Source organism: Paracholeplasma brassicae, from assembly GCF_000967915.1.
In the GTDB taxonomy this organism is placed as follows: domain Bacteria; phylum Bacillota_I; class Bacilli_A; order Acholeplasmatales; family UBA5453; genus Paracholeplasma; species Paracholeplasma brassicae.
The window spans coordinates 863,032-882,917 of record NC_022549.1 but is presented as its reverse complement, the minus strand read 5'-3'; the positions used below and the strand labels follow the sequence as shown (position 1 = coordinate 882,917).

Annotated in this window: 13 protein-coding genes and 1 riboswitch; of the genes, 1 reads left to right on the top strand and 12 read right to left on the bottom strand. The window is 36.2% G+C overall.

What is annotated here, in order from left to right; translation table 11 throughout:
• Positions 1–2 precede the first annotated feature (2 nt).
• The 11 genes from BN853_RS04065 to BN853_RS04015 all read right to left on the bottom strand — a co-directional run bounded on the left by BN853_RS04065 (position 3) and on the right by BN853_RS04015 (position 18,398).
• Entirely contained in the window at positions 3–887 is an 885-nt protein-coding gene (locus tag BN853_RS04065; RefSeq protein ID WP_030004681.1) for a carbohydrate ABC transporter permease, read from the bottom strand.
• A complete protein-coding gene (locus BN853_RS04060; protein WP_030004680.1) occupies positions 880–3,972 on the bottom strand; it encodes an extracellular solute-binding protein in 3,093 nt (1,030 codons plus the stop codon). The genes BN853_RS04065 and BN853_RS04060 overlap by 8 nt, the downstream gene beginning before the upstream one ends.
• 63 nt (positions 3,973–4,035) lie before the next feature.
• Positions 4,036–5,472: an ABC transporter substrate-binding protein gene (locus tag BN853_RS04055; RefSeq protein WP_030004679.1), complete on the bottom strand. Its 1,437-nt coding sequence runs from the start codon at positions 5,470–5,472 to the stop codon at positions 4,036–4,038.
• A gap of 12 nt (positions 5,473–5,484) precedes the next feature.
• Positions 5,485–8,013 carry a carbohydrate binding domain-containing protein gene (locus tag BN853_RS04050; RefSeq protein ID WP_030004678.1) on the bottom strand — a complete coding sequence of 843 codons (2,529 nt, stop codon included), beginning with the start codon at positions 8,011–8,013 and terminating at the stop codon, positions 5,485–5,487.
• On the bottom strand, positions 8,010–11,054 hold the full coding sequence (locus BN853_RS04045; RefSeq protein WP_030004677.1) for a hypothetical protein: 3,045 nt from the start codon (positions 11,052–11,054) through the stop codon (positions 8,010–8,012). Before BN853_RS04045 ends, BN853_RS04050 begins: the two co-directional genes overlap by 4 nt.
• 162 nt (positions 11,055–11,216) lie before the next feature.
• A complete protein-coding gene (locus BN853_RS04040; RefSeq protein WP_030004676.1) occupies positions 11,217–12,230 on the bottom strand; it encodes a LacI family DNA-binding transcriptional regulator in 1,014 nt (337 codons plus the stop codon).
• Complete coding sequence (locus BN853_RS04035) at positions 12,230–12,955, bottom strand: glycoside hydrolase family 16 protein (protein WP_030004675.1); 726 nt, start codon at positions 12,953–12,955, stop codon at positions 12,230–12,232. Before BN853_RS04035 ends, BN853_RS04040 begins: the two co-directional genes overlap by 1 nt.
• A 2-nt stretch (positions 12,956–12,957) precedes the next feature.
• Complete coding sequence (locus BN853_RS04030) at positions 12,958–13,353, bottom strand: cupin domain-containing protein (RefSeq protein ID WP_030004674.1); 396 nt, start codon at positions 13,351–13,353, stop codon at positions 12,958–12,960.
• On the bottom strand, positions 13,340–15,799 hold the full coding sequence (locus BN853_RS04025) for a GH36-type glycosyl hydrolase domain-containing protein (protein WP_157869932.1): 2,460 nt from the start codon (positions 15,797–15,799) through the stop codon (positions 13,340–13,342). Before BN853_RS04025 ends, BN853_RS04030 begins: the two co-directional genes overlap by 14 nt.
• 215 nt (positions 15,800–16,014) lie before the next feature.
• The gene (locus BN853_RS04020; protein WP_030004672.1) at positions 16,015–16,722 is read right to left on the bottom strand and encodes a hypothetical protein; all 708 of its coding nucleotides are present in this window, start codon (positions 16,720–16,722) and stop codon (positions 16,015–16,017) included.
• A gap of 2 nt (positions 16,723–16,724) precedes the next feature.
• The gene (locus tag BN853_RS04015) at positions 16,725–18,398 is read right to left on the bottom strand and encodes a ribonuclease J (protein WP_030004671.1); all 1,674 of its coding nucleotides are present in this window, start codon (positions 18,396–18,398) and stop codon (positions 16,725–16,727) included.
• Between the two features lie 177 nt (positions 18,399–18,575).
• Between BN853_RS04015 and recU the strand changes: the two genes are divergently transcribed.
• Complete coding sequence (gene recU, locus BN853_RS04010) at positions 18,576–19,160, top strand: Holliday junction resolvase RecU (RefSeq protein ID WP_030004670.1); 585 nt, start codon at positions 18,576–18,578, stop codon at positions 19,158–19,160.
• Here the strand turns inward: recU and BN853_RS04005 are convergent.
• Positions 19,147–19,665, bottom strand: coding sequence for an energy-coupled thiamine transporter ThiT (locus BN853_RS04005; RefSeq protein ID WP_030004669.1), 519 nt, complete (start codon positions 19,663–19,665; stop codon positions 19,147–19,149). The genes recU and BN853_RS04005 overlap by 14 nt on opposite strands.
• 46 nt (positions 19,666–19,711) lie before the next feature.
• Positions 19,712–19,809: riboswitch (TPP riboswitch) on the bottom strand.
• Positions 19,810–19,886: the final 77 nt, after the last annotated feature.

The window sequence follows — 19,886 nt, the reverse complement described above, 5'->3', positions numbered from 1 at the left end:
AGTTAATCCCTCTCTCCTAAAATCTTTTGTGTCACCTTCGACAATAAGTATACCATCATCAATAGTACGACACTAATCGCAGACGCATACCCCATCAAGTAACGAATGAATCCAAAATCTTCGATGTGGTTAACAATCAGTTGCCCAGCATATTGCGGGGTTGGGTTAGACCCTGATAATTGTACACCAATGGCTCCGGCTTGAAATGTACCAACCACCGCCATCACCGCACCAAAGAGCATTTGAGGCTTCATTTGTGGAATTGTGATAAAAAATATTTCTTGTGTTCGGTTTTTAATGCCATCCATATAAGCTGCTTCATATAACGTTTGATCGATGTTTAAAACCCCAGCAAGCATCGCAAGAAAGCCAACGCCCATGGAACTCCAAAGTGAAACGACAATCATGATGTTCATTAAATACGCAGGTGATTGTAGAAACTGGATTGGTTCTAGTATAATCCCCCAATTAATCAGCATGCTGTTAAGATAGCCGCCAGAGTCACCAGAGAATATGATTCGCCACATTGAACTCATTGCGACCCCCATGGTGAGCGATGGTGAATAAAGAATGATGGCTAATACTGTTCTTGATTTACCGGGTATTTGTGCTAACATCCATGCCAATAAAAATGACAGTAAATAACCAATTGGTCCAACGATTAAAGCAAACTTTATTGTATTTGGTAATACATTTTGCATAAATACCGTATCGACTGTGATCAACTCAATGTAGTTAGTAACACCAATGTAGTTTGGTGTTTGAATCGAGTTAAAGTACGTAAATGATAACCCAATTGCAATGACAACTGGCACAATAATGAACACGGCAAAAAGTATCCAATAGGGTAAGATAAACCACGCTGGGTGATTCATTCGTTTAATCATGGTCTACCTCCGTTAACCACCGGTCAATATTATATATACTTGGCACGGTGTAATCTTTGATTACTACGTTATTCTCAACGTAGCCAAATTCGCTCATCTTATACAAGATTTCTCGATTCGATATACGCATGGCATCATCAAGCGCTAATCTAGGATTAACGTTATTATAGACGATGCTACTCCACGCATTTGATATTTCACGTTCAACCATGTACGCCCCTGGAATTCTTGAGGCTTCAATGCCATAATTCCACTGTTCTAAGACAACATCTTTAAACTCTTCTGGCATTGAAGAGGTCTTAAACGCCTCGATGTTCGCAGAATTCCAAAAATACTGTTTACCATAGGTTGTTTGTAGTAAGAAGCCAAAGTCGGATTGGACATCAGTAGACATCCACCACTTTAGGAAATCAAACGATTCATCTTTATGCTTGGTCGAACTTAGTATCATTGAGCCTTGTGCACCAACGGCTGAGTATCTGACGATCTCATCTTTTTCTTCATTATAGACACCCGGATGTAAATCCATTTGCCATAGACCGTCTAATTCAGATGCCGCGGTTGATAATAAAATATAAGTCGATAAATCACTCACACCAATCGGTAACAACCCATATCTAAAATGATTATAAAAGTTCGCTACTCTTTGAGGTAAATTGTAGAGTGTGAATAATTCACTCATCAATTTAATCCCTTGAAGTGTTTGATCACTATTGATTGCTGTACTCATGCCATCAGGTTGGTATAAGTCCCCACCGAATTGATAGATAAATGGCAGTGTAGCAACAAATGGTTTAAGCCCTTCATATTGCGCTAAAGGCACAAAGTAATTCATACCATAACTTTGAAGTAGGGGTAATATCTCAATAATTTCATCCCAGGTTTGTGGAACGTCCGTAATACCAATTGAACTTAAAATATCCGTACGATAATACGTTACCCAAAAGTTTTGTGTTTCTGGTACCCCATAGACGCCATCTTCAAACACATATGGAATCATTGCACCCTTAGAAAATTCACTTACCATCGCTTCATAACCTTTAAATTGCCTTAAATCCAATGAAGCGTCTCTGATTGCAAACTCATAAGGTATCCAGTGATCCACACCAATGGCAAGATCTGGTGCATCCCCACTGACGTTTGCCAAAATCAATTTGTTTTGATCGGGCATTTGTGAGAGTGTTACTTTCATATCGCCATCGTATTGTGAATCGATCATCATTTGCATGATTTCGATGTATTGTCTTGGGTGATTGACCCAAACGATCAACTCATCGCTACTTCTTCGTGATGTTGAGTAAGGGTTATTAACAAACGAGAGCACTAGGCGCTTAAATCCCTCAAATGTGCTTACAAATATATTCGAATAAGGTTTTTTCATTTCGGTTTTACCATAAAAAACACTTCGTTCAATTTCTAAGTTTGAACGCATCAAACGCTGCATCAAATCGCCTAAAAACTGATTAACTGAGGAGTCACCGTCCGAAAATTGGACCATGCGTGATGGCAGTTTGTTGATGCTTTTAGCAATATCTCTCAACCGTTTAGCGGCCACCTTCAAATTCGAAATTTCTGAAGGTTCGTCCGTATTTGAGAGTGTTTTTAAATCTTTATACGCTTCATCAAGAATTGTTGCCCAAGAAAGCACATCTTCTTTAGCGGTTGGAAAATATGTTTCAATGTCCCAGTCTCTGTAACGATCCGTACCGCCAGAGGTGTATTTCTTTACACGAAGTGACAAGTCTTGAATTTGACTCATGACGTACTTGATGGTTTCAATTGTCGTTCGGTATGGGTACAACACCGCTTCTAATGTCAATTCGTTAGTACCTTCATTCAAATAGATTAAGAGTGGTTTTTCATCTTCATCTGTCAGTGTTCGGTTCATAAACGACGTTGTGTATGGAAACGCATAGCTTGAAAGTAAGTCAAATGGTACTTCACCATTGACGTATATTTTTCTAAAAACAGGCATGTCTTTGATCATGTACTGACGATACTTAAAACCAACGTGATAAAATCCGCTTTTTTCTACTTCTATTTGATAAGTAATTGATTGGCCACCATTTTGCCAAGAATCTCCAAAAATCGTATTCATTTTTAAAAATTGCGTATGATAATGCATACTTGATGGGTCTCGTTCAGCTCTTAATCGGATAGATGCATCCGAACGCTCTTTAATGTCCTTGGCTGATATCTCGATTCGTTCTTCTTGAAGTACTGCGTCTTTGTGTGTTGCTAAATAGGTATCATAGTCCGCAATCACTTCATCTTGAACAAAGTGAATTTTACCGATTAAATAACTTCCTGAAACATGTTCTAAACTGAGTTTATCGCCTGGTTCAAGGTAGAACCCAAATAATCCATCGTGCATCCCTTTTAGATCTTTTAGCGTTGCCTGATTCCATTCGAATACTTTGCTTGAACTCGGTTGAATCTCATTTTGGTAGCGATCGAGTTTAAATTCGGTTGAATCAAAAACCCATGAGGAATCTAAAATTAACGTTCTTGCTTCATAGAATGGAAAATCATCGTTAATCTTTAACGCAATTTGATTCGATTGGACCGCTTCAGAAACATCGGTGTAATCAATGCTAAGATAATAAATCCCAGCCGTAGTGATTTCCAAATCAAGCTCTAGTCGATCACCTTTCTTATTGAATAAAATAAGCTCTTTCGAACTAATGTCTGGATTTGACTGATAATACGTATCGATTTGATTTTGATATTCTTCGTTCGAGTGATCTATTTTTTGATAACTAACCATATCAAATGGGTCAAAACTACGAACAATGTTCGTCTTTTGATGGCCATATTGTCGATAGTCAAGTAGTTTAGCCGTGTAGTTGTCTTCTTCTTGATTTATCGCGCTTGATTCATACGTGTTGGCAAGCTTTCGTGCGTCAAAAAAATCATTATTTTCACTTGTCTTAAAAAATGAAAACACCACCACTAAAGACAAGCTAATAACGATTATTGATAATATGGTCTTTTTTAAACCGAATAAAACAAAAAAGTTTTTCACTTTCTTCAACTGTCTTTGTACGGCGATATAAAACCTTGTTTTTTTGACTTTTTTAATCATAATTGCCTCCATTTGATATGGTATCAAGAGGGGTTTTTATCCCCCTCTTGATGACCTTATTAATTATTCGTCTTTACCTAAATTTGCAATTTGGGTACTAACTAATTCATTTACTTTTGCATTCCATTGTGCAGCGAATGTTGGTACTGCGTCAGGTCCAGCGACTTGAAGCGCTGCCCAACCATATTCATTTTCAGCGTCATTCACCCATGACCAGAAATCTTTATACCCAGCTAACCATTTATCAAGGTCAGGTTTTGAGTGTTCGATACGATCAAGTGTGTATTCAATACCTTCAATACCATCAACTAATGTATACACTTTGTCCCATACGCCAGGGTAATCAGCAATTGGGAAGCGATCTAAATAAGCAGGCGTTTTGCCTTCTGAAATGGCGGTTTGACGATCTTCTTCGTATAATTCAATACGTGCGTTCCAACCATCTCTACCATAAGTCATCCATTTAGCTAACAAATAAGCTTCTTCCGGATGTTCGGTTTGGCTTGAAACGGCTGCATAGTCAAGAATGGTCGGTGGGAACAAGCCTTCTGAACCACTTGGATATGGCCAGAAACCTAAATTAATACCTTCTTCTTTAGCTAATTGAATGTAGTTAAATTGCCATGAACCTTCAATATCCATCGCACCATAACCAGTGTAGATGATGTAGCTTTGTAGTGCTGGTGTTGCTTCCCAGTCTGCTGCTGGGTATCTAGATGTGACACCAAGGTTTGTTTCATAGTTGTCAATTTCTACTTTAGCCTTCATTGCTTCAATCCAAGCTTCTGATTCATAGTTGAAAGAAGTTCCATTCCATGTATCATAACCTGTCTCTGCATCATTCATCATTGGCCAAACTTGTTGGAAATCAGGTGCGCCATACCAAGTATCAAACCCAACGACTAAGTTTTCAGTGTTCACGATGTCATAGTTTGTAATTGCTTTTGCAACTTCAACAAATTCTTGATGGGTCCAGTCTTTTACTGGGTAACCATTATTATCAATACGGTATTTTCCTTCAACCGTTGTTAAATTCTTTTCAGCAAAAATATCTAAGTTGATAAAGATACCTTTTAAGAATTGGAACGAAGGAATTGCGTAACGGTGTCCATTGTAGACAGCCGTTTCAGCAATGTTTGGATAGACGAGTTTTGCGTCATCGTCATTATCCCAATAGGTTTTTAAGTCTGCAGTTAGACCTTTATTAACAATTGTTGGCACGTTATCGGTTGCAAAAACGTCAGGTAGTAGACCATTTTGTGCTGCAATCTCTAAGTTACCAGTAAAGGCATCACCAGAACCAGCGATGTCGGTTGAAATGGTTACGCGAATGTGTGGGTATTTTTCCATAAACTTATCAATCATTCGTTTGTTGATGTCTTGGTTTGCCCAGTCAGCGTATCTAAGTTCGATTTTCTTTTCAGTTGATCCTTCGTCTTTACAAGCAGCTAGGGTAAAGACAAATAGAAAGGCAACCAATAGAGTAAGTATTTTTTTCATGTGCGCCTCCTCTTATGAATTTAAGTTTTGATAAACCATCACTTCAGAAATGACAAATTGGCCAACTTCTGAAACCAATTCGCCACCTAAAGTACCGAAATCTAATTCTAGTTTAACGTTAGTTACTAGATTAGCGACAGTAAAATCAACATATACCACTTTTTCTACGTCTTTTTCAACGTTAAAGTCGTATTTTGTCTCTGGCAATAACGATACCCAGCCAGCCTCAGGTAACACTAAGTTCACACGGAAATCACGTGTAACACTTGATGAGATAACTAACTTCAAGCGATAGCTGCCTGGTGTTAATTGATCGATAATTTGATAGAAATGTGGGGTGTATGCTTCACCACCAAGTGCTGTGACGTCAATCACTGCTTGACCATTTTCTAAAACCATTGTGCCTTCACCGGCACCTGAGTTATCATAGAAGAAATCTTCAACGGTTTCTGCATTACCATTTTTCATAAGTTCTACAGTTGTTTCATCTTCAATAAATGAGACATTATCAAACATCACTTTGATTGGATTTACTGTTTCACTTGCTTCAAAACTTTCAATTGCATTACCAAACTCAAATTTAAATTCGTATGGTAACTCACCATTTGCGCCTGATACGACAGGAATAACAAACGTTTGTTTTGTTGCTGTTACCTCAAGTGCAGTTAACGTTGAAATATTGTTCCATCCGCCACCTTCACCTTGTGTGAAGAAAGGCGATAAGGTTAATTCTTGTGTTGCGTATAAATCAATCTTGAATGTGTATGCTGTATTTGGTGCTAAAATGAATTTTTCAAGATAGATTAATTGTAGTGAATATGAATTGCCTGTGTCGTTATATTTATTTAACGTATAAACAAATTCACCATCAACAATTGCCATATTAGCAACTGAACCTTCCCAATCGTTGTGGAATGCTTGCCATCCAATGTAACCAAAGTCACCATTGACGATGTTTTCATCCAGTACTGCTTCGTGTAAGCTAATGTTATCAAACGTTAAGGTTGACGCTTGATAGTTTGCTGTTGTTCCTAAATCAAACTCAAACTTAGTGTCTGCAGTTGATTTAAGTGCTGTAAAGATATACTCAAATGTTGTAAATTCATCTGTTACATCAATAGCTACAGCCTTAATGTGTTCGAAATAAGTAACATCTTCTGTGATAACAAAATCAATGTCTCTTGTAACTGATGATTTCACGTCAAAGCGAACACGGTAAGTTTTACCTTCGATTAACGATACTCTTTGAATGAATTGTACTGTCCAAGCTTCGCCGCCACTACCAGGGTTTGAAATAACGATTTCAAATGTTTCATCAACTTCGTTGACTGTACCTGTTGCAACTGCAACGTCATCCCATTCTTGTAACCACATCGACCATTCAGGTGTTACTTCATCTAGTGGTTGACTAAAGTCACCATTTTTGATTAAGTTCGTATCACTAAATTGCATACCTACAATTTCTAGAGTCATCACAAAGCTAGCTTCGTTTAACGCAGCATCACTTACAGTGTAAGTTAGTGTATATGTTGTTTCTTCCGTGGTGTCAATTTCAGTAACAACAACACCATCAGCATCTTTAACTTCAACTGCAATTTCTGAGGTTAAATCGCCATCAACTAGGTCATAAGCGCTCACACCAGCAAGTGGATTAAAGGTAGCCCCAACTAGGATAGATTTTGAAACTGCAAGTCCAGTGAATTCAGGTGCTTTAGTATCTGGATCAGCAATTGACTCCTCAACATCAACCCAGTCAAATTCGACTAAAGCGTCAACTTTGTTTGTTCCAACCGTACCAAGTTCGAATAAGATACCACCACGTTTATTATCTAATTTGTGTGTAAACTTAAATGAGAACTCTTGCCATTCGGTTGTGAGTGTAAAGTTTTCAGTTTGTTTTTCTTTGAAGTCGATAAAGTAAGGTGCTGCGGTTAGTAGTTCACCAACGTTAACGTTGATCACTTTTTCAGCAGATGATTTCGCTCTAAATGAGACTTCATACGTTTTATCTTGTTCAAATGGAACATTCATTTGGCCAAATCTTGGTGTGTATGAGTTTGCCCCAGCAACCACATCGGCTTGTAGAATACCATCAACGGCACTTAGTGTCATTGCTGCCCCATCACTAATGTAGACAACTGAGTCACTATTCCAGCCACCAACGCCTGCTGAGAAATCTTTGTTCACAAGCATTTGTCCTTCAACTGCTTCAGGGTCTAATACGGTGAGGTATCTAAAACGACTCCAAGTTTCACCGTTTACTTCGACGTTATATTTGATAACCACTTGACCTGGGTCTTGTGTATCTAATAAATGACTGCTACTGACCGTTGCACTTGTAATGTAAGTGATTTTGTCAGAATAATCAGTGCCGTCGTCTCCAATGGCTTTGACGCCTGCTAAGACATTGAATTCAGATCCGAATTTAATGTTTGCAACGTCGTCGGCGCCTCTAAATTCAATATTACCTAGTGTTTTTCCGCAACTTGCTAGAAACAATCCACTAAATAATAGCCCAACTAATAATAAAGCTTTTTTCATTTCTTTTCCTCCCTTTTTATAAATACTTTTATGACTAAACCGTTCTTGTTACGAACGTTTAATGCCTGTTGCCCTCTTATTGAATCTTTAAAAACAAATGTTTGACCTTGATCGATCACTTCTATTTTTTCGATCACCGCTTCTTTATCATAGGTATCGACTAAATCTGGATTGATGTAGGTAATTTTTGAGTCCATGAACGTCGTTTTTACCTGTTTATCTTTAAAGAATGAGTGATTTAAATTGGGCTTCAAGTATAAGACCAGTTCACCGTTCTCAAATTTAAATAATTCATTGCCATAAAACATCTGTTGATAAATCGATAACATTTCTGCGGTTGATCCTGACAATCTAGAAACAAACCCTTGCCCATGTCGTTGCTCATCAGGGTTTGTCCCTGTGACAATGAATGAAGAATTTTCTAGAATTGATCTTCCATAAACGTTCTCATCCATGAAACAAACAAAATTAGTCTTTATTTCTTGATAAAATTCTTCGTATAGCCCTGATTTGATTAAACCTAGAAGATATTTATAGGTCATGTGTAAGAAATTCGACTCGCGTTCTAACCAACCTTTGGTAAACGCACGTATACGCCCAATTTCATTCGAGTAGTTATCCAGTGGTCTAGAAGTTTGATAAAACTTCATCTTTTTGTCATAAAGCTCACTGTGTTTGACCATTTCATAAATACCCTTTGACGTTTTCACATCTTTCGATTGTTTAAGATATCGAGCTGGTGCCTCAAGAAATTCTGTAATTGGGTGTAGTTCAAACGCTTCTACTTTTACAAATGTTTGTCCATCTACTTCTTTAATGATGGTTGACTCTACGGCCTCATAGGTTAAATAGGTCGGTAACATTGGACTAATTGATTTGGCTTTCACAAGTGCTTGATCTAAGTCATGATCAATTTTATTCAATACCTCATCGAATTGATCGATTTCTACTTCCTTTATGCCCTTAGGTGTCAGTACATTGAGACGATATAATTCAACCGCCTCTTGTCTTAGTTCCCACTGTTTGTGTAATGATTTATCACTAATACAAACGTAAGCTTTTGAAAGATCCATCAGTTCAGATAAAACGTGGACGGATTGTCCTCGATAGTCTATTTGAACACTCTTTAAGAATTTCACAATTCGTCTTAATTCGATCATTTCTGATACACCGGATGAGAATAATGCTGGTAAACCATTCATCGCATCGTTCCAACCAGGTTTGTCTGCTTCATATGAAATTCCTATGCCATAAGGATCTAATAAACCATACTTTGTAAGAACTAAGGTAATCATTTTAGAATAGAGTTCTACTTTAATCTCTTCATTACCTACTTTTAACCACTTGCCTTGATCAGAAAGGTGTTTTATCCCATGATACTGCCTAATTTTACCATCACTTCGTTTAATGTACTTTTCACTACGTGGTTTTACGTAAATATTTGAATTAAAGAATCGGTAAAAACGATCACTAAACAATAAGTCTTTTTTTGTTTCTGGGTAGATGGCTAAATATGCCTCGATTAAATCTTGTAGATACGTAAAGTGGTCTTGCCAGTAGCCTTCACCAAAATTCGCTTCAATTTGAACGCTTGAATCCTTTAATATGTCTCTTAGTATTTTTTCAGCCTCATCAAAGGTGTGTAGACCTTTAACGAGTGAATTAATGACTTGCCCAGGTGTAAATGGCTTATCTATGATCGACGCAAGTTCTTTTGGTGGTGTTTTAGTATAAATAAACTTTAACCCTTCAATCGAAAGCGGGTTGTAGCCATCGGCTTGAATTAAACTGTAAAAGTGTCTGATGTTATGATCTTTTACCTCCGGATAAAAGAGCACATCATTTCGTCTGTTTTGTAAAACATCTCTAAAATTACCATTGCCTTGTGAGTAAAACTCAGGTTCAATGACATAAAAGTTATAGTCTCTTTCCAAGTCACCATGTTTCCTTGAAAACAGATGGTACGCCACAGGACCGTCTTTTGTTTCAAACACAAAAGGCACACCACCTCTTAATAAGTTATCGAGGAAATTTTGCTTCATGTATTGATCAAACGCTTGGCTTGAGGTTGTTAAATCGATTGGGTTGGTTAATTCGGTGATGATTTGTTCGTTTTCGATTTCTTTTTGATTGAAATAACTTAGATTCACCTTACTTGAAAACGTAGTTAGATGATTTGAATCATGCGTATAACCATATAGACTGCAAATGGTAACTTGGTCTTTTAAGTGTTTCTTAAATCCGACAAAGCCACAAGCGACTTGATTAACAAAGACTTGTTTTTGTTCTTCTAATCGATCAATACCACCGTTGGTAAAATTGACTGGTGAGTCGAAGCCTGTGTCATAACCGAATATGAGTTTTGTATCCGCATACAGTTTAAATTCGGTGTTTGAAACGGACGAAATCATGAAATGACCGTCAGTTACATCATTTATAACCGCACTGTCTGCTGTACTTGCGCGTAGTTTATAAAATGCATGATTGTCTTTTAAATCCACATCCATCCAACTTTGAAGTAAATTGGACACCGCTTTATATCCACCATAATCAATCCCACTCGGTAGGATTTGTGTCAAACCATCGAGGACTTCAATCTCTAATGGCTGATCGCTGAGGTTAATAACCTCTACTTTTCTCATTAACGCACCGATGGGTTCATTTGGTAGCGTTAAGTAGGTCACTCTCACCATGATCTTGATTTCGTCAATCGTATCTTCAATCACGAGTTTATCTGGTGAAATTGACATTTTTTCTTTAAATGTTTGATGTTTAAAAAACTCATATGTTTCATTGTTGAGTCGTATAAAGGTTCTAAACCCGATACGACTTGTGTTTAAATACGCTTTATTTGCTGGATAAAATTCCAAAATTTGACCGTTCTTATCTCGAACACCAAATGAACTAATCGCTTGTCCACGATTCACATAAAATGACCAAATTGGAATACCCTTTTTACCAGCAACGCCACTCAAGAAACTAGAAAATGGCTTCTTTGACTGGTAAGATTCCATTACGAATTGATTATTGATAACTGCCATCATAGCCTCCTAAGGTAAATCGATTTCCTAAACCAAGTTTAACATTTAACATCATTGTTAATATTTCCATTAAAAACGCTTTCAAATGTTAGGAAATCGGTTTCTTTGTTTTTCATTATTATAATATCACAAAATGTAATCGTTTACAAGTATCTGAATCGATTATTTTGTTGATTCTCTTAAAATTAAACTCACTGGCACTTTAATCAGTATTTCTTGTTTCTGATTACTGTGCTCTATCATGTTAATCAATGCTTTTGCAGCTGTTTCACCTATCATCACCTTGTCCTGTTTTACGGTGGTTAAGCTTGGGGTGAAATGTTTAGCAAATGGAATGTCATCAAACCCAATAATCTCGATATCATCAGGCACTTTAATTTGGTGTTCCTTAAGCGACTTTAACACACCAAGTGCAATATCATCTGAACCAACAAGAATCGCTTTTGGTAAGACTGGGTTTTCTTCAATTAACTTGTTTGCTGCGTTTACACCACTAGTAAATCCAAAGCTCTCTGCCTCAACAATATAGGATTTCTTGATGGGTAGTTTATTTGTTTTTAGATAATTCATGTAGGTTTGGTAACGAATATAAAATGATCTTGATTTCAATGGTCCTGTGATAATTGCAACGTCACTGAGACTTCTATCTTTAAATAGATAGTCTAGTGATTGGATTATACCATCTTCATTATCCGAAATCACAGACGTTATTCCAGGTATGACAATATCCGTTGATACGCAAGGAATATTTTTGTTTGCCAGTTCAATAATTCCGTCGTCATTCGCCTCACCGACGACAATAAAGACACCGTCAACCTTTTTATTCATACACCACTCATAATAGCTCATCTTATGTTCACCTAATTGAGTAACGATAAATGAGAGCTCATAACCTTCTTTTTCAACGTACGATTTAAAATTTTGTAGAATTGATGCAAAGAATGAATGCTCTAATCCTATTTTTAAATCTTCCGAAAAAACAACCCCAATGGTATAGCTTCTCTTACTCTTTAGCATTCTTGCACTTGTTGCTGGGACGTAACCAACTTCTTTGATGTAATCCAAAACGCGTTTTCGTGTTTCTTCTGAAACGTTACCGGTTTTATTGATTACCTTCGATATCGTCCCTGGAGATAACCCCAACTCAGTTGCAATATGATATATTGTTCGTTTCATTATTTTTCACATCTTTCATATACTTTCACGTATTTAAATCGAAATTTTTGTGGTAAGGCAGTATCATCAATTTCGCCACCCCACCAGCCACCCATCGCTAAATTTAGAATTAAGTAATGTGGTTGACTAAATGGCCAATGGTCATCAATGGTAACTTCTTCTTTTTTAAACGTGACTTTGTGTACGTCATCGACGTAAAATGATATTTGACTTTCATCCCAAACCATCTGATATTCGTGAAAACCAGATAAAAGTCCTTCGTCTTTATAAAAGAAGGTCGGTTGAGTTTTAATCAAGTGGTTGTGTTTTTTTGTATGAAGGCTAAAATGGACTTGACCTAAGTTTGAACCCACGTGTTCTAATAAATCAATTTCGCCACAATCTGGCCATGGTGTTCCTTCTTTAAATGAATTGCCTAAAAACCAAATGGCTGGCCACGTGCCTCTGCCGGTTGGTAATTCTGCCATCACCTTCACTTTCCCATACAAGATTGGCTTCTTATTATAAGTGATTAATTTACTTGAAGTATAGTCGTTCCCTTGATAGGTTTCTTTTTTTGCTTCTATCGTCAATATACCATCTTTTATGTAACAGTTTTCAAGACGGTTTGTATAATGTTGTTGTTCATGATTACCAAATCCATGCCCCCCGGTTTCAAAGGTCCATATGGATTCGTCTGGTAGTCCATCGTTTTTAAATAAGTCTTCCCAAACTAATTTATACATCTTTAACCCACCTTATGTTTTATAATAAATGCTCTTTGTTCAAGTGACAATTCATAATGAGGTGAATTCTCATCACAGGTGTCTTCATTTTCAATAATGAGTAGTTTTGCATCTTTGGATAGCGTATGATTATGATATACACCTTTTTTCACATTTAATACCACGTTTTTTTGTAGCGAAACGGCTTCGATACTTTGATCTTCATTGAGGAAAAATATGATTGCTTCGCCCTCAAGTAATACAAACGCTTCATCGGTGTTTAAATGGGCTTGAAAATGTGTAATATTATCACAGTCAAGTTCATCGATGTAGTTTAATATGGCCACACGCCAGGCGTTGTAATGAAATAATTTTTGATAACCGATACCATCAAACAGATGTTGTTCATACAATTTCATCAAGATACACCTCCAAATCGCCTTCGATGGACTGAAATTCATTTATGACTTCTTTTCCATTCATTTGAATACTCGCTATTCGATAATCACCATATTCAAGTTTTTTAGGATTATGATAGGTCACTTGAAGTGGTTTATTATGCACATAGGTTTTAATCACTGCAATCGAATCGATAAAATCGTCTTTACTTAGTTTAGGATTTAATCGTAATGTGCCAAATGACAGTTCAATTCCAAAGACTTCCGTGCGTAATAGTTTTAATAGCCATGTCGCACTTCCGGTCAAATACAGGTATTTACCAATGCCTTCATTGTTAAAGTATTCTGGAATACCAAGACAAACGACAGATTTATCTTTAAACGCTTGATTAACGAGTGTTTGATAGGCTTCTCTTCCTTGTTTAACGAAATTGTATTGGTAAAGACCATACGCGTACATTAAGCTCATGTGTGAAAATACCGCACCATTTTCTTTGGTACCATAAGCAAAACCATACGCTCTTCCCATGTTCATTTTAACGTCTTGATAATTTGAATTTAATCGGTAACCACCAATCATACGATCAAATAGATGTTTTTTTGTCACATTAGAGACTTTTTTTGCTTGTGTTTTACTTAGTGTTTGATTTAATAATGCCATCGTTTGCCCAGTTAGGGATAAGGTGCTTGAGGAATCAAGAAAATTTCCATCGTTATCAATATAACTTTGCAGGCCACCCTCACGCATGAAAGCGTACTTGTTAATTTGTTTTAAGACTAGGGTTGCTTTCTTTGTTAATTCACTAGCAAGTATTTCTTTATCGATTGATACTTTATTGTCTGTAAAATCATGCACATCATCGAAGAATATATCAAGACTATAATTCTTGTTTAAGATCAACTTGGTTAGTGATTCAAACAACTCGATTTTAGGTGTCTCTAATTTTTGAATCAGCTCTGCCAAAACCAATAAATTATTGATGTAAAAATGTGTAAATGCAATCGTTTCACCTTTTTTACTCGCCATATCCAAGCCGTCATTCCAATCCGCATCTTCCAAACGGACAAAACCGTTTGAACCGACGTTATTGATTGCAACAACGTTTTGCAATATCAAATGTTCAAGGACTGTCCCATAGATGGTATCGTTCTGGATTTTTAATTGATGGTTAGTACTTTTTTTCGTTTTTGTTTTTTTCGTGTAATGTGTAAACTGATCATCAAAATAAGTTTGGGTTTCAAGTAAAAAACTCAAATCCCCGGTTTCATCAATATACATTTTTGTCGTTAAGAGCGGCCAAGCGGCGTGATCACTCCAAACACGTACAATGTTATTTCTGTCCGCTAAGAACTCACCAGCTTTATCACCGATGATGGTAGCATTCGAGCCATCAATTCGTACACCAGCGAAGTTGTTAAGTAGTAAACTACGACATTCTGAGTCGTTATACATGATCATCGAGATTAAATCTTGCCACAAATCACGCCAACCACGCCCGCCTTTACCATAATCATGATGAGGCAAGTATGAATTGCCTTGAAAGCGCCTTAAGATTGGTTGAATCGGTATATAGTTTAATTTTTCACTGTATTCGAGATTTTTCATGTGAAATTGAAGTTTGCTTACTTCCTTCGTAAAATAGGTTTTTACTTCCTCAAAAGCAATCGCGATTGTTTTACTTTGACTGTATTTATTAAAGGTACTGATTAATTGTTCTTTTGAATGATTTATGCCTAAATTGAAATAGAGTGTGATTACTTCCTGACTTTTGACTTCAATGGTTTTAAAAGAGATACCTCCGAGTGCTTCTTTTCCTTCAACATAATCTCCCGTTTGAACTAGAGAATCTAATCCTTTTGGAAATTGCAAAGACCCATTTTTAACGTAATCCTCAAGTGAAGGGTAATAGCCTTCAACTGATAATTGAGGCGAGGACGCATAAACGCCATAATTAAGTTCATTTTTTTTATGTCCGCGTTCATCAAACGAGAGCGTTGGATTAAGCACGACACAATTTTCTAATACCTCTACTCGATTAAGAAGAGATGTGACGTGACGGTGATCTCTTAGGTTATCCGCACTTCTACCATACAGTGGCGTTGCAACAATCACTTTTAAGCGTTGTGTTTTAGACGTTGTGTTTTGATAAGTAATCACGTTTGATTCCATTAATGCATCTAGTGGGACAAAGGTTGTTACATCAAGTTGGAATTTTTTATTGTGCCTAGTGACTTTTTGATACAGTAGTCCTAATTCGACATCAATTTTATCAGTTTGCTGTGATTCTGAGTTACCATTGAGGAAATGTGGTTTGCCATCAACATAAAAACTGACATGACGTGAAAAAAAGCTTGAGGTCAAGTCAATTTCTGTTGTTGGTTCCAATAAATAGGTGTGATAATCTAGCTTAATATCACCGAGTAGTCTAGGTGTGACATAAGATTTAAATCCTAATTTATTGTACATTGGTATGTAAAATCCTGTATCGTTCTTCAAGTTATTAAATATCACTTCTAAAACTCCCTTCAATGGAAATCGGTTTCCTTACTTTGATTATAATCGATGAGTTTCAAAATGTAAAGGCTTTTATTTTTGTTTTTTTAATGAAGGAAACCAATATACTTTAATATTAATCAATACTTGTCAATCCTAAGAGACAAAAAAAGAAACAGCAGAATTTGCTATTTCTTTTTCATTAACCATAAGTATAAACCTAGTTCTAAAGCGATAGTTATCGCTAAATTTCGTACAAAAACCCACGTTTCATCCTTTAAACTTAATAGATCGCTCAATTCGCTTGACGTAAAGTTGGTTTCAAATCCATTATCGATCAATAAAGATGGATCATATGAACCGATTGGCTCGTTAAGTAAATCGGTTGTGATTAAATCACCATGATAATCGTATAGTTCAAACGTTAGCGCTTCAATGGTTGTTTCAACCTGATAATAGTAAAAACCCATAACGTCAATTCCAAAGCTGTATGCCACTTCTTCTTGACCTTCATAAGTCTTTGAGTCATAAACAATATCACTATTCTTGCTAACGACTAGTTTTGTTTGATCCAAGTCATCATCGATAGATGTGGCATAGTCACCATTTAACACTTGAACAAAAATCACTAACAAACTTTGATTATCGGTTTGTATCACTTGATAAGCCTTGATTCGGTAATTTTCATTAACCACTGAATCAAGCTCGATTAATTTATGATAACTTGCGTTTGGTTGATACTTCAAAAATAATTCATAGTCATTCGTCTTTTTGCTTTCTTCGACTATCTCATGAAATACCTCATTTTGTTTTTGGCTTAAAACAACAAAATACGTTATAAAATACACAAAAATCAAAATACTAATCGCAAACAAACCAAAAACGGTTTTCTTCATCATTAAACTTCGGTTGCGATAATCACAGGAATCGTGATTGGGCTACGTTTTGTCTCTTTGTACAAGAACTTATTCACATCTTCACGAATACTTGTTTTTAAATCGTTCCAGTTGATGTATTTACCCTTGAGGTGTTTTTCAGAAGCTTTCATGAAGACTTCTTTTACACCATTGAGTAATTCTTCAGACTCTTTAACATAAACAAAGCCTTTGGTAACAATTTCAATGTCACCTAAAATGCGTTTAGATCTTGGATTGATATTAGCAATCAATAATAAAACGCCATCTTCACTTAGCAATTCTCTGTCTCTGATTACGATATCATTGACATCACCGATGGCTGAACCATCAATCAAAATGTCACCTGATTTAATTTTATTTTTCAAGAGCACTGGATTACCATCTTTGAAATCTAATACATCGCCATTGTCCATTAAGAACACATCGTTTTGTTGATAGCCCATGTCGCAAGCTAATTTCATTACGGCATGTTGCATACGATATTCACCGATGACAGGCATAATGTATTTAGGTTTTAACATGTTCATCATCATTTTTATTTCATCTGCTGTGGCGTGTGACGTCGATAATAACTTTTTATCGATTACTTTAATGCTCGCATCTGTTCGATAAAGTGTATCTAAGGTTCTTGCCGCCATTTTTTCAGTTCCTGGGATAGGTGAAGCGACCACAATAACGGTGTCTCTTTCGTTTATATGAATTAAACGGTCAACTTTTTTACACATACGTTGTAACATATAAAATGGCTCATGACGATTTCCTGTCACAAGTGCGACAATATCTTTGTCATCATTTTGGTTTTTATCATCGATGTATCTTAAGGCAATTAATGATTCTTTTGGAATATTCAAATACTCCATTTCAATTGCAATATCAACAATGCGCTGTGCACGACGACCAATGATGGCAATTTTCTTTTTAAGTTTATGTGCAATATCGATCACTTTTTGTATTTTTTGCAAGTCAGATGAGAATAATGACACAATAATTCTGCCCTCTGCATTTGACATTGCGGTACTTATTTCTCGTTCTAAAGACTTATTCACTGAACCATTTAAAACAAGGCCAGACCCTAAAGACTCAGTCATCAGGCAGAGTACTTTTTTCTCTGATAGCTCGTTGATTTTTCTAAAATCGGTTTGATACCTAGGATCAGCGCTTTGATCGAATGTATAGTCAGATGTATAAATGATCGAACCCTCTTGAGTTAATATCGCAATACCAACCGACTCTGGGATTGAGTGAGTCGTCGTAAAAAACGTAATCTTTACGTTGTTAAATTTGATAATCGAATTTTGATCGATGACATTTAATTTTAATGTATCTAAGTCAAAGCCTTCTTCTTTTAAATTGTCTTTGATTAACTCCATTGTGAAGTTTGTCGCATAAATTGGTACGTTGATCTCATTTAATATATGAGGAAGTGCACCAATATGGTCTTCGTGACCATGGGTCATGAAGAACCCTTTTATCTTGTTTTTTTGTTCTAATAGCACTTTATAATCCGGAACGATTTCATCGACTCCGAATAACTCAGATGTTGGGTATTTAATCCCTGCATCGATAATAAACAGTTGATTATCAACGTCCACACAATACATGTTTTTACCATTTTCACCTAGACCACCTAGGGCGTATATTTTAATTTGACTCATGTTAACTCTCCTCATTTGTACAGTATCGCAACTTTATTTATTCTATTATACCATTTCTATGATTATTTTCACAAGATATCGACTTTTTTATTCTTATCAATACCAATAATCAAGCAAATTTGCAGTTTATATGGTATGATTATGCTATCAATTCAAACCATTAAAAGGAGTAATCTTATGGCTATTTCATACCCTACACCTAGAAAATCACATGAAAAAAAAATCGATCGTTCCAACTTAGGAATGACCTTAGAATCTGATATTGAAGTAACTAATCAGTATTACTATGATAAAAAAATTGCTGTAATCCATAAAAAACCAACACCCGTTCAAGTGGTTAATGTTAGTTATCCCGCAAGAAACAAAGCAAAAATTGTTGAAGCCTATTATAAAACGCCATCCACCACGGATTTTAATGGCATATATAAAGGTCACTACATTGATTTCGATGCCAAAGAAACAAAGTCAGCAACATCAATCCCACTTAAGAACATCCATCAACACCAAATTGATCATCTAAAAGCGATTACCGAACATGGTGGCATTGGTTTTTTAATTGTTTATTTTAAGGCACATAATGAGTACTATTTACTGCCTTTTGATGTCTTATATAATGCCCATATAGAAAGTCAAACCAAGGGTGGCCGTCAGTCCATTGCTTATCAAACATTTAAAGAAAAAGCGCACCTGATACCGTTTTCGTATCAACCGCGCCTTGACTACCTAAAAATTGTTGATCAGTTGTTGATTAAGCCTTCATAATTGCGCCTAATCGATTGTATGTTAAACTACCGATTAGCATACATAAAATGATTGAACCTAACATGTATGGTCCGTTATAAACAACCGATGCCCAAATACCGGATTCAAAGAAAAACACACCTGAAATCACGTGAAACACAAATCGAAAGAATCCAACAATGATTATGCCTATATTAAACAAAACAATTTTGTTTGAATAGGCATTTTTTATAACACCAGTTAATCCAAGTGCCATAAACGCGAGTGTGTAATCAAATGCAAATGAACCCCAATGGAATGCGTATCCATCAACTAAAAAGTTGATAATCCCATAGGTAAGTCCCGATAAAACCCCATAAAATAGTCCGTTTTTATAACCGATAATGATCACTGGTAACATCGCGATTGAAACGGATCCACCTTGTGGCATTTGAAGAATTGGAATAAGTTTACTAACAAATTCCAAGGCGACAGCAAGTGCAACTAAAATCGCCGACTCTGTCAATTTAATCAAGTTTTTGTCCATATTTCCCTCCAGAAAATAAAAAAATTTCTTTTGGAAATACCAAAGAAATGAACGTTTTAACTATTCCTCCGCTGGCATTATCCAGATCAGGTATTCGGGTCGATTTTTCATCCTCTCAGCCAAATGGCTCCCCGTAGTGATCACTTATGATTATAACATATTTGATTTGATAGTCAATCAATTTAATAATAGACAAAAAGTAGGTGAAAATCACCTACTTA

Bases quoted from the DNA above. Each gene is read 5' to 3' on its own strand.
- BN853_RS04065 (WP_030004681.1), bottom strand. From the start codon at position 887: ATGATTAAACGAATGAATCACCCAGCGTGGTTTATCTTACCCTATTGG.
- BN853_RS04060 (WP_030004680.1), bottom strand. From the start codon at position 3,972: ATGATTAAAAAAGTCAAAAAAACAAGGTTTTATATCGCCGTACAAAGA.
- BN853_RS04055 (WP_030004679.1), bottom strand. From the start codon at position 5,472: ATGAAAAAAATACTTACTCTATTGGTTGCCTTTCTATTTGTCTTTACC.
- BN853_RS04050 (WP_030004678.1), bottom strand. From the start codon at position 8,013: ATGAAAAAAGCTTTATTATTAGTTGGGCTATTATTTAGTGGATTGTTT.
- BN853_RS04045 (WP_030004677.1), bottom strand. From the start codon at position 11,054: ATGGCAGTTATCAATAATCAATTCGTAATGGAATCTTACCAGTCAAAG.
- BN853_RS04040 (WP_030004676.1), bottom strand. From the start codon at position 12,230: ATGAAACGAACAATATATCATATTGCAACTGAGTTGGGGTTATCTCCA.
- BN853_RS04035 (WP_030004675.1), bottom strand. From the start codon at position 12,955: ATGTATAAATTAGTTTGGGAAGACTTATTTAAAAACGATGGACTACCA.
- BN853_RS04030 (WP_030004674.1), bottom strand. From the start codon at position 13,353: ATGAAATTGTATGAACAACATCTGTTTGATGGTATCGGTTATCAAAAA.
- BN853_RS04025 (WP_157869932.1), bottom strand. From the start codon at position 15,799: ATGTACAATAAATTAGGATTTAAATCTTATGTCACACCTAGACTACTC.
- BN853_RS04020 (WP_030004672.1), bottom strand. From the start codon at position 16,722: ATGAAGAAAACCGTTTTTGGTTTGTTTGCGATTAGTATTTTGATTTTT.
- BN853_RS04015 (WP_030004671.1), bottom strand. From the start codon at position 18,398: ATGAGTCAAATTAAAATATACGCCCTAGGTGGTCTAGGTGAAAATGGT.
- recU (WP_030004670.1), top strand. From the start codon at position 18,576: ATGGCTATTTCATACCCTACACCTAGAAAATCACATGAAAAAAAAATC.
- BN853_RS04005 (WP_030004669.1), bottom strand. From the start codon at position 19,665: ATGGACAAAAACTTGATTAAATTGACAGAGTCGGCGATTTTAGTTGCA.